The following is a 9,929-nucleotide window of genomic DNA, read 5'->3' as shown; positions in this document are numbered from 1 at the left end:
CGGGCGAGGACGGCGCTGCCGGCGGCGCCGGCGGCCAGGGCCGCCTTGACGAAGCCGCGGCGGCCGGTGCCGGCGGGTGCGGTGTGCGGGAAGGGGCAGGTGCCGGTGGCTATGGGCTGGCTGGGCATCGGGCGGGCTCCGGGGGTCGGCTGGTCGGGCGGACGGCGGGAGCGTCCGGCCGGCCGGGGCCGCGGGTCGCTTCGCATCCGGATCAACCGTGCCGGGCCCCGGTGCCCGGCGGGGTGCCGGCCGGGCACCGCCGGGCGGCGGTCGGAGGGGCGAACTCCCGTGTGTGCGGGCGGCGTTGACGGCGCGTGCCGGGGGCGGTCCGGGGCGCGGGCGGACCACCCGCAGGGGGTGGTGCGGTGCGCCGACTGGCGGTGTGCGCCCGGGCCGGGGTCAGGAGACCGCGCGGGAGTCCGCCCAGGCGCCCTCGAACTCCTCGCGGTAGACCTCCAGCAGGCCGGGCTCGGTGCCGCCGGGGGCCTGGCCGGCGCCGCCGCGCAGGACGAGGGCGGGCGACTCGATGCCGCGGGCGCGCCGCAGGTAGGGCTGGACGATGCCGATGTCGCCGGCGCGGCGCCGGCCGGTGCCCTGGCCGGGGATGCGCGGCCCCTCCACCAGGTAGGCGGTGAAGCGGGGCATCTCGTCGAAGACCCGGATCTCGAAGCCGCCGGGGTCGCGCAGCCTGGCGCGGACGCGGCGGACGTGCATGATGTTCATCTCGACGGAGCGGCCGAGTTCGCCGCGGCCGATGCCGAGTTCGCGCTCGCGGCGGCGCACGGCGCTGCTGGCCGGGTTGAGGAAGAGCAGCCGGACCCGGCAGCCGTCGCCGGCCAGGCGGACCAGGCGCTTGCCGGTGTAGTTCTGGCAGAGCATGCCGAGGCCGATGCCGACCGCGTCGAGCCGGCGGGCGCCGTCGAGGAGGTCCTCGACGGGCAGCTCGCGCTGGAGGCGGACGCGGTCGGGGTGGACGGCGACCACGTCGGCGTACCGGCCGGCGACGAGGTCCTCGACGATGTCGGCGGGGATGCCGCCGGAGCCGCCGTCGAGCAGGGCGAGCAGCCGGGCGGCGGCCCGTTCGGTCTGGTCGAGGACGGTCTGCGAGAGGCTGCGGTTGCGGGAGACGACGTGCCGGGCGACCTCGAGCTCGTCGAGGGCGAGCTCGACCTCGCGCCGGTCCAGGACGTAGGGCTCGAAGCAGGGCCAGTGCTGGACCATGAGCTCGCGCAGCTGCGGCAGGGTCAGGAAGACCAGCGGGTCGTCGTCGGCGGGGTCGAGGAGGTAGCCCTTGCGGCGGCTGACCTCGCGGACGGCGCCGGCCCGCAGCACCCACTCCTCGCCGGCCGGGCCGGCCGCGGCGGTCACCCAGTCCTCGCCGTGGGCGGGTGCGTAGACGGGGCGCAGCGCCTCGTCGACGAGGGCGCGCAGGCGCTGTTCGACGAGGTTGAGCCAGACGTAGGCGCGGCCGGTGAGGCGGACGCGGTGGTGGGCGAGCTCCCACTCGGCGGCCGTCCAGGAGATCGGCGGGCCGTCGGGCGGGCCGCCCTGGCCGGGGGCGGTGGGGCGGCCGGCGCGCATGACGACGGTCGGCGCCTCGCTCCGGCCCGGCTCCGGCCCGTCGAAGCCGTCGCCCCGGCCGTCGGCGGGGAACGCCATGCACTACCTCACTCTCGGCCGCCGCCGGGGTGCGGCGACGGTCCGTCCACTGACCGGAAGTCAACCATGGCGGGTCGGGCCGGTCCTGTCGCCGCCTGGGCCGGAGGGGGTGCGCCGCCGGACGATCAAGGGTACTGCCCGGCCCGCCCGGGACGCAGCCTGTTGACGGCACAACAATTGCGGCGGCGGGGTGGGCGGCGGGCCCGGTGCGCCCGGTTTTCGCCTCGCGGACACCCGTTCGGGCGAACAAGGGGTGAATGGGTTCGGTCGGTGGGCAGGGGGCGGGGAGGATGCGACGTGTGCCGTACGTCACGGTGCGGCCGGGTCGCACATGGCCCGGCCCCGGGCCGGGAAGGTCGATGGGAGCGCCTGTTCCCGTCCGGCAGTAGGGAAGCTGAGGTCTCATGCAGGTCTGGCCAGGGCAGCCGTACCCGCTCGGCGCCACGTACGACGGGGCGGGCACGAATTTCGCGGTGTTCTCCGAGAGCGCCGACCGGATCGAGCTGTGCCTGCTCGACGAGGACGGCTCGGAGACGGCGATCGAGCTGCGCGAGACGGACGCCTTCGTCCGGCACGCCTACCTGCCCGGCGTCCAGCCCGGCCAGCGGTACGGCTTCCGGGTGCACGGCCCGCACAATCCCGGCCTCGGCCAGCGCCACAACAGCGCCAAGCTCCTGCTGGACCCGTACGCCAAGGCGATGAGCGGCGACATCGACTGGGACGAGTCGGTGTACGGCTACCACTTCGGCGCGCCGGAGCGCCGCAACGACCTGGACTCGGCGCCGCACACCATGCACTCGGTGGTGATCAACCCGTACTTCGACTGGGGCACGGACCGGCCGCCGCGCACCGACTACCACCGCACCGTGCTGTACGAGGCCCATGTGAAGGGCCTGACGAAGCTGCACCCGGGCATCCCGGAGGAGATCCGGGGCACCTACGCGGGCGTGGCGCACCCGGCGCTGATCGAGCACCTGGCCAAGCTCGGGGTGACCGCGATCGAGCTGATGCCGGTGCACCAGTTCGTCCGGGACCACCGGCTGCGCGACCTCGGGCTGTCGAACTACTGGGGCTACAACACCATCGGGTACTTCGCCCCGCACGCCTCGTACTCGTCGACGGGCGACCGCGGGCAGCAGGTGCAGGAGTTCAAGTCGATGGTGAAGGCGCTGCACGCGGCCGGGATCGAGGTGATCCTGGACGTGGTCTACAACCACACCGCCGAGGGCAACCACCTGGGGCCGACGCTGTCGTTCCGCGGGCTGGACAACGCCTCGTACTACCGGCTGGCCAAGGACCGCCGGTTCTACGAGGACACCACCGGGACGGGCAACAGCCTGCTGATGCGCAGCCCGCACGTGCTCCAGATGATCATGGACTCGCTGCGGTACTGGGTGACCGAGATGCACGTCGACGGCTTCCGCTTCGACCTGGCGGCCACCCTGGCCCGGCAGTTCCACGAGGTGGACCGGCTGTCCTCGTTCTTCGACCTCGTCCAGCAGGACCCGGTGGTCTCGCAGGCCAAGCTGATCGCCGAGCCGTGGGACCTCGGCGAGGGCGGCTACCAGGTCGGGAACTTCCCCCCGCTGTGGACGGAGTGGAACGGCATGTACCGGGACACCGTCCGCGACCTGTGGCGCGGCGAGAACGCCACCCTGGCGGAGTTCGGCTCCCGGCTGACCGGCTCCTCCGACCTGTACCAGGACGACGGCCGCCGCCCGATCGCCTCGATCAACTTCGTCACCTGCCACGACGGCTTCACCCTGCGCGACCTGGTCTCGTACAACGAGAAGCACAACACGGCCAACCACGAGGAGAACCGCGACGGCGAGTCGCACAACCGCTCGTGGAACTGCGGCGCCGAGGGCGAGAGCGACGACCCCGCGGTGCTGGAGCTGCGCGCCCGCCAGCAGCGCAACTTCATCGCCACCCTGATGCTCTCCCAGGGCGTGCCGATGCTCGCGCACGGCGACGAGCTGGGCCGCACCCAGCAGGGCAACAACAACGCGTACTGCCAGGACAACGAGCTGACCTGGGTGCAGTGGCCGGCCGGCGGCAGCAGCGAGCTGCTGGAGTTCACCCAGGGCATGATCTGGCTCCGCCGCGACCACCCGGTCTTCCGGCGGCGGCGCTTCTTCCACGGCCGGCCGGTCTCCGGCACCCACGACGCGCTCACCGACATCGCCTGGTTCACCCCGGGCGGCGAGGAGATGACCGGCAAGGACTGGTCGACCAGCTACGCCAAGTCGCTCACGGTGTTCCTGAACGGCCACGCCATCTCCGAGCCGGACAGACGCGGCGGCAAGATCGTCGACGACTCGTTCCTGCTGATGTTCAACGCGCACTCGGCGCCGCTGGAGTTCACCGTCCCCGCCGACCACGGCGAGGCCTGGCAGGTCGCGGTCGACACCGCCAAGGCCGTGCTGCCCCCGCGCGGCACCGGCACCCGGGTCAAGGCCGGCGACGCGCTGTGGCTCACCGACCGCTCGCTGATGGTCCTCCAGCGACCGGCGTGAGGGCTCCCGCGGTCCCCCGTTCGTACGACCGGGGCCATAGCGGGCGGCGGGGGCGGGTAGGGATCACCCCATGACCTCCGCCGCCGCACGCCCTCCGACGGCCTCGTACCGTCTCCAGCTGCAGCCGGGCTTCACCCTGCACGACGCCGAGCGGGCGGTCCCGTACCTGGCCGCGCTCGGCGTCTCCCACCTCCACCTGTCGCCGCTGCTGGAGGCCGCGCCCGGCTCCACCCACGGCTACGACACGGTCGACCACAGCCGGATCAGCGAGCAGCTCGGCGGCGAGGCCGCGCTGCGCTCGCTCGCCGCCGAGGCGCACCGGCACGGCCTGGGGCTGATCGCCGACGTGGTGCCCAACCACATGGCGCTGCCGGTGCCCGAGCAGCTCAACCAGCCGCTGTGGCAGGTGCTGCGGGACGGTCCCGACTCGCCGTTCGCGGCCTGGTTCGACATCGACTGGACGGCGCAGCCCGGGCCGGCGGACGCGCCGGGGCGCGGGCGGCTGCTGCTGCCGCTGCTCGGCGACCGGCTCGGCGAGGTCCTCGACCAGCTGGTGGTCGACGGCGAGGTGCTGCGCTACCACGAGCACGCCTTCCCGCTGCGGGAGGGCACCGCGCGGCTGCCGCTGGTCGAGCTGCTGGCCCGGCAGTGGTACCGGCTGGCGTGGTGGCGGACGGCCAGCAGCGAGCTGAACTACCGGAGGTTCTTCGCGATCAACGACCTGATCGCGGTGCGGGTGGAGGTCCCGGAGGTGTTCCGGGCCACCCACGAGGTGCTGCTGCGGCTGCACGGCGAGGGCGTGCTGGACGGCTTCCGGGTCGACCACCCGGACGGGCTGGCCGACCCGCGCGGCTACCTTCGGCGGCTCGCCGAGGCCACCGGCGGCGCGTACACGGTGGTCGAGAAGATCCTCACCGGCGAGGAGCGGCTGCCCGCGGACTGGCCGTGCGCCGGCACCACCGGCTACGACGCGCTGCGCCGGATCGACGGGGTGCTGACCGACCACGCGGGCGCCGAGCGGCTGGTCGCCGGCTACCAGCGGGACGTCGCCGACCGCACCGGTGCCGCCGAGGCGGCGCTGCGCGGCCGGGCCGAGCTGACCGGCCCGCACGGCGAGCTGGCCGCCGAGGTGGAGCGGCTGCTGCGGCTGGTGCGGCGGATCGGCGCCGCCGAGCCGGCCCTGGCCGACCATCCGGAGCCGGTGCTGCGGGACGCACTGTGCGCGCTGCTCACCGGGTACCCGGTGTACCGGCCGTACGTGGTGCCCGGCGAGCCGGCGCCGCCGGAGGCGGTGGCACACCTCGGCGGGGGCGGCGGGGACCCCGCCGACCGGCTGCTGCGCGATCTGGCGCTCGGCCGGCTGGGCCGCAGCCCGGAGAAGGACGAGTTCTGCCTGCGGTTCGCGCAGACCACCTCGGCGATCGCGGCGAAGGGCGTCGAGGACACCGCGTTCTACCGGTGGAACGCGCTGCTGTCGATGAACGAGGTCGGCGGCGACCCGGCGCACCCGGGCGTCACCCCGGACGCCTTCCACCGGTGGTGCGGGCAGCAGGAGGCCGACTGGCCGGGCGGCATGACGGCGCTGTCCACGCACGACACCAAGCGCAGCGCCGACGCGCGGGCCCGCCTCGCCGTGCTGGCCGAGCTGCCGGAGGCGTGGGCCGCCGAGTGCGCCGCCTGGACGGCCGCGGCCGGGCCGTGTCCGGACCGGGCGTCCGCCTGGGCGATCTGGCAGACCCTGCTGGCGGCCTGGCCGCTCGACGAGGAGCGGCTGGTCCAGGTGGTGCTGAAGTCGGCCCGCGAGGCGAAGCTCCGCACCTCCTGGACGGCGCCAGACGAGGCGTTCGAGCGGGCGCTGGCCGACTGGGCACGCGGCGCCCTCGGCAATCCGGGCCCCGGTCCGCGGATCGCCGGCTTCGTGGAGCTGCTCGCCCCGTACGCCCGGTCGAACACGCTGGCGGCGGCCCTGCTGCAGCTGACCGTGCCCGGGGTGCCGGACATCTACCAGGGCAGCGAGGAGCCGCTGTACACCCTGGTCGACCCGGACAACCGGGCCCCGGTCGACCTCGGTGCGCTGGCGGTGCGGCTCACCGACTCCGCGGCCGACCGGGCCGGCGACCTCGCCCGGGAGAAGCTCCACCTCACCGCGGCCGCCCTGCACCTGCGCCGGTCGGGTCCGCTGGGCCCGTACCGGCCGCTGGCGGCGACCGGCCCGGCCGCCGGCCACCTGCTGGCGTTCGGCCGCGGCCCGCGGGTGGTCACCGCGGTGACCCGGCTGCCGTACGGGCTGCGCCGCTCCGGGGGCTGGCGCGACACGGTGCTGGAGCTGCCGCCCGGCCGGTGGACGGACGAGCTGACGCAGCGGCACTACGAGGGCGGGCCGCTGCAGGTGGCCTGGCTGCTGGAGCACCACCCGGTGGCGCTGCTGACGGAGGGCCGATGAGGACGTACCGGGTGTGGGCCCCGCAGGCCGGGCGGGTGGAGGTCGAGGTCGACGGCCGGACGCACCCGATGGCGCGCACGGACGGCGCCGGCGGCTGGTGGCAGGCCGACGCGCCGGACGGCGACTACGGATTCCGGCTGGACGGCGGCCCGGCGCTGCCCGACCCGCGCTCGCCACGCCAGCCGGCCGGGCCGGACGGGCCGAGCCGGCCGGTCGACCACGCCGCGTTCCGCTGGTCCGACGTGCCGTGGCGGGGCCGGGCACTGCCCGGCAGCGTGGTGTACGAGCTGCACGTCGGCACCTTCACCCCGGCCGGCACCTTCGAGGCGGCCGCCGAACGGCTGGACCACCTGGTCGCCCTCGGGGTGGACCTGGTCGAGCTGATGCCGGTCTGCCCGTTCCCCGGCCGGTACGGCTGGGGGTACGACGGCGTGTCGCCGTGGGCGGTGCACGAGCCGTACGGCGGCCCGGAGGGCCTGAAGCGGTTCGTCGACGCGGCGCACCGCCGCGGGCTCGGCGTGGTGCTGGACGTGGTGCACAACCACCTCGGCCCGTCCGGCAACCACCTGCCGTTGTACGGCCCGTACTTCACCGACCGGCACCACACGCCGTGGGGCGCCGCGGTCAACCTGGACGCGCCCGGCTCGGACGAGGTGCGCGCCTACCTGATCGGCAGTGCGCTCGCCTGGCTGCGCGACTACCGGCTGGACGGGCTGCGGCTGGACGCGGTGCACGCCCTCGCCGACGACCGGGCCCGGCCGTTCCTGGAGGAGCTCGCCGAGGAGGTGGAGAAGCTGGCCGCGGCGAGCGGCCGGCCGCTGTTCCTGATCGCCGAGTCGGACCTGAACGACCCGCGGACGACCGCGCCGCGGCAGGCCGGCGGCCTGGGGCTGACCGCGCAGTGGAGCGACGACTTCCACCACGCGCTGCACGCCCTGCTCACCGGCGAATCGCACGGCTACTACGCGGACTTCGCCGCCGATCCGTACGCGGCCTGCGCGAAGACGCTGACCCGGGGGTTCCTGCACGACGGCACCTGGTCCTCGTTCCGCGGCCGCTCGCACGGGCGGCCGTTCCCGGCGGCCTACGGGCACCGGCTGCTCGGCTACCTGCAGACCCACGACCAGGTCGGCAACCGGGCGGCCGGCGACCGGCTGTCGGCGACGCTGACGCCCGGCCGGCTGGCGGCGGGGGCGGCGCTGGTGCTCACCTCGCCGTTCACGCCGATGCTGTTCATGGGCGAGGAGTGGGGCGCCGCCACGCCGTGGCAGTACTTCACCGACCACACCGACCCGGGGCTGGCGGAGGCCGTCCGGCAGGGCAGGCGGCGGGAGTTCGCCGAGCACGGCTGGCGGCCCGAGGACGTCCCCGACCCGCAGGCCCGCGCGACCGTGCTCGCGTCGGTGCTGGACTGGTCGGAGCCGGAGCGCGAACCGCACGCCGGGCTGCTCGACTGGTACCGCCGGCTGATCCGGCTGCGCCGGGCGCACCCCGAGCTGACCGACCCGGACCTCGGCGCCGTCCGGGTCGACCACGACGCCGAGCGGCAGTGGCTGGTGGTGCACCGCGGCCCGTACCGGGTGGTCGTCCACCTGGGCACCGCGGCGCCGTGCCGGATCGCGCTGGACCGGCCGTACGCCGGGACCCTGGCGCTGTTCGGCGACGCCTGGCCGGAGTCGGACGGCTCGCTGCACCTGGCGGCGGAGTCCACCGCGGTGGTCCGGGTGGACTGAGCGGGCGCGGCGCGGCGGGTCAGTCCGGCTTGCAGACGACGAACCGCGGGTAGGGGTGCCGGCCGGGGCGGTCGCCGATCTCCCGGCAGGCCCGGCGCAGGTCGTGCAGGTCGGCGACGGAGAGCTCCAGCGGCGGCTCGTCCGGCTGGTGGGTGGTGCGGATCGGGTAGTCGACGCCCGGCTCGCTGGTCATCTCGATGTGGCAGCCGAGGACGTGCGTCACCGGCCGGTCGTCGGCGAAGTCGACCAGCCGGTCGACGGTGCGGGTGAACGCGGGCCAGTCGTCGACGTACAGGCGGCCGGGGTAGACGGTGTCGCCGGTCAGCAGGAAGCCGGTCCGCGGGTCGAACCAGGTCACCGAGTGCGGGTGGTGGCCGGGCGTGGCCAGGCACTCCAGCCGCCGTCCGCCGAGGTCGAGTTCGGCGGTCCGCTCGCCGTCCAGGCCGAACCTGGCGAGGCCCTGCTCGGCGGGCACCACCTCGGTGGCGGGCCGGTCGGCGAACTGGCCGTCGCCGGCGACGTGGTCGCCGTGCCCGTGGGTGTGCGCCACCAGCAGCCTGTAGCCGGGGCGTTCGGCGAGCCGGGGCGCCAGCAGGGCGTCGACGGTGCGGCGCAGCGGGAAGTGCGCCGGGTCGGCGGTGGCGCCGGTGTCGAGCAGCAGCGCCCGCTCGTCGCCGAGCAGCAGGAAAAGGAACGGCGCCTCGTAGTGGACCGCCTTGTTCTGCCGCAGGACGTAGGTGTCCGGGTCGTGGGCGTACACCTGGATGTCCGGGTCGGTGTTGTGCTTCGCCGACGGCGAGCCGTGGATCCAGCGGACGTCGAGCGGGGGGTGCGGCATCGGGCCTCCTTCGCAGGGCCAGGCCATGAGATCACACCGGCCCCGGCAAAAACCGGTGCGGCCGCGCCGGGCCCGGCCTAGCATCGCGGCATGGACATCTCCGGGCCGCACTGACGGACCGCGCCGAGACCGCCCCCCGCCGTGCGGGCCGGGCGGCCTCCCGTCGTTCCGTCACATCCGACCCGAGTCCCGGAGATCCCCCGTGTCCAGCCCCGTCCTGGGCGGCGCCGGCTACCGCGCTGTCCTCGCCCTTCCCCGTGCCCGCCTGCCCTTCGCCGCCGCGCTCGTCGCCCGGCTGAGCTACGGCGTGCTCCCGCTGCCGCTGCTGCTCGCGCTCCGCGACGGCACCGGCTCCTACGCCGCGGCCGGTGCCGCGACCGGCCTGTTCGGCCTCGCCGCCGCCCTCCTCGGCCCCGCCCGGGCCCGACTGGTGGAGCGCCGGCCGGGCGCCCTCACCGCCCTGACGGCCTGTTACGCGCTGCTGCTGGCCGCCCTGGCCACCGGTTCCGCGGCCGGTCTCGCCCCGTGGGCCGCCGTCGCGCTGGCCCTGCTCGCCGGGGCCTTCCCCCCGCCGGTCGGGCCGCTGATGCGCACCCTGTGGGGCGAGCTGGCCGACGGCGAGGAGCAGCGGCAGCGTGCGCTGAGCCTGGACACCGTCGCCGAGTCCACGGTGTTCGCGCTCGGCCCGCTGCTCGGCGGGCTCATGGTCGCCGCGTCGTCGGCGGCGACGGCACTGGCGC

At 75.3% G+C, this 9,929-nt stretch carries 5 protein-coding genes and 1 pseudogene; 4 read left to right on the top strand and 2 right to left on the bottom strand.

Features of this window, described 5'->3' with window-relative positions; all coding sequences use genetic code 11:
- Positions 1-399: 399 nt before the first annotated feature.
- Entirely contained in the window at positions 400-1,659 is a 1,260-nt protein-coding gene (locus ACFV0G_RS26405) for an SAV2148 family HEPN domain-containing protein (protein WP_380552860.1), read from the bottom strand.
- Positions 1,660-2,063: 404 nt separating this feature from the next.
- Here ACFV0G_RS26405 and glgX point away from each other — a divergent pair, with 404 nt between their 5' ends.
- The 3 genes from glgX to treZ all read left to right on the top strand — a co-directional run bounded on the left by glgX (position 2,064) and on the right by treZ (position 8,351).
- On the top strand, positions 2,064-4,175 hold the full coding sequence (glgX, locus tag ACFV0G_RS26400) for a glycogen debranching protein GlgX (protein ID WP_380552857.1): 2,112 nt from the start codon (positions 2,064-2,066) through the stop codon (positions 4,173-4,175).
- A gap of 70 nt (positions 4,176-4,245) precedes the next feature.
- Positions 4,246-6,618, top strand: a complete 2,373-nt coding sequence (treY, locus tag ACFV0G_RS26395; RefSeq protein ID WP_380552854.1) for a malto-oligosyltrehalose synthase — start codon at positions 4,246-4,248, stop codon at positions 6,616-6,618.
- Positions 6,615-8,351, top strand: a complete 1,737-nt coding sequence (treZ, locus tag ACFV0G_RS26390) for a malto-oligosyltrehalose trehalohydrolase (protein WP_380552851.1) — start codon at positions 6,615-6,617, stop codon at positions 8,349-8,351. The genes treY and treZ overlap by 4 nt, the downstream gene beginning before the upstream one ends.
- A 19-nt stretch (positions 8,352-8,370) precedes the next feature.
- Here the strand turns inward: treZ and ACFV0G_RS26385 are convergent, their stop codons facing one another.
- Positions 8,371-9,189, bottom strand: coding sequence for an MBL fold metallo-hydrolase (locus ACFV0G_RS26385; protein ID WP_380552848.1), 819 nt, complete (start codon positions 9,187-9,189; stop codon positions 8,371-8,373).
- A gap of 202 nt (positions 9,190-9,391) precedes the next feature.
- Here ACFV0G_RS26385 and ACFV0G_RS26380 point away from each other — a divergent pair.
- Positions 9,392-9,929: pseudogene (locus ACFV0G_RS26380) on the top strand (MFS transporter); the annotation flags it as partial.

Source organism: Kitasatospora sp. NPDC059571, from assembly GCF_042735675.1.
In the GTDB taxonomy this organism is placed as follows: domain Bacteria; phylum Actinomycetota; class Actinomycetes; order Streptomycetales; family Streptomycetaceae; genus Kitasatospora.
Note: the sequence above shows the minus strand (reverse complement) of the source record. Positions and strands in the feature narration are given on the sequence as shown.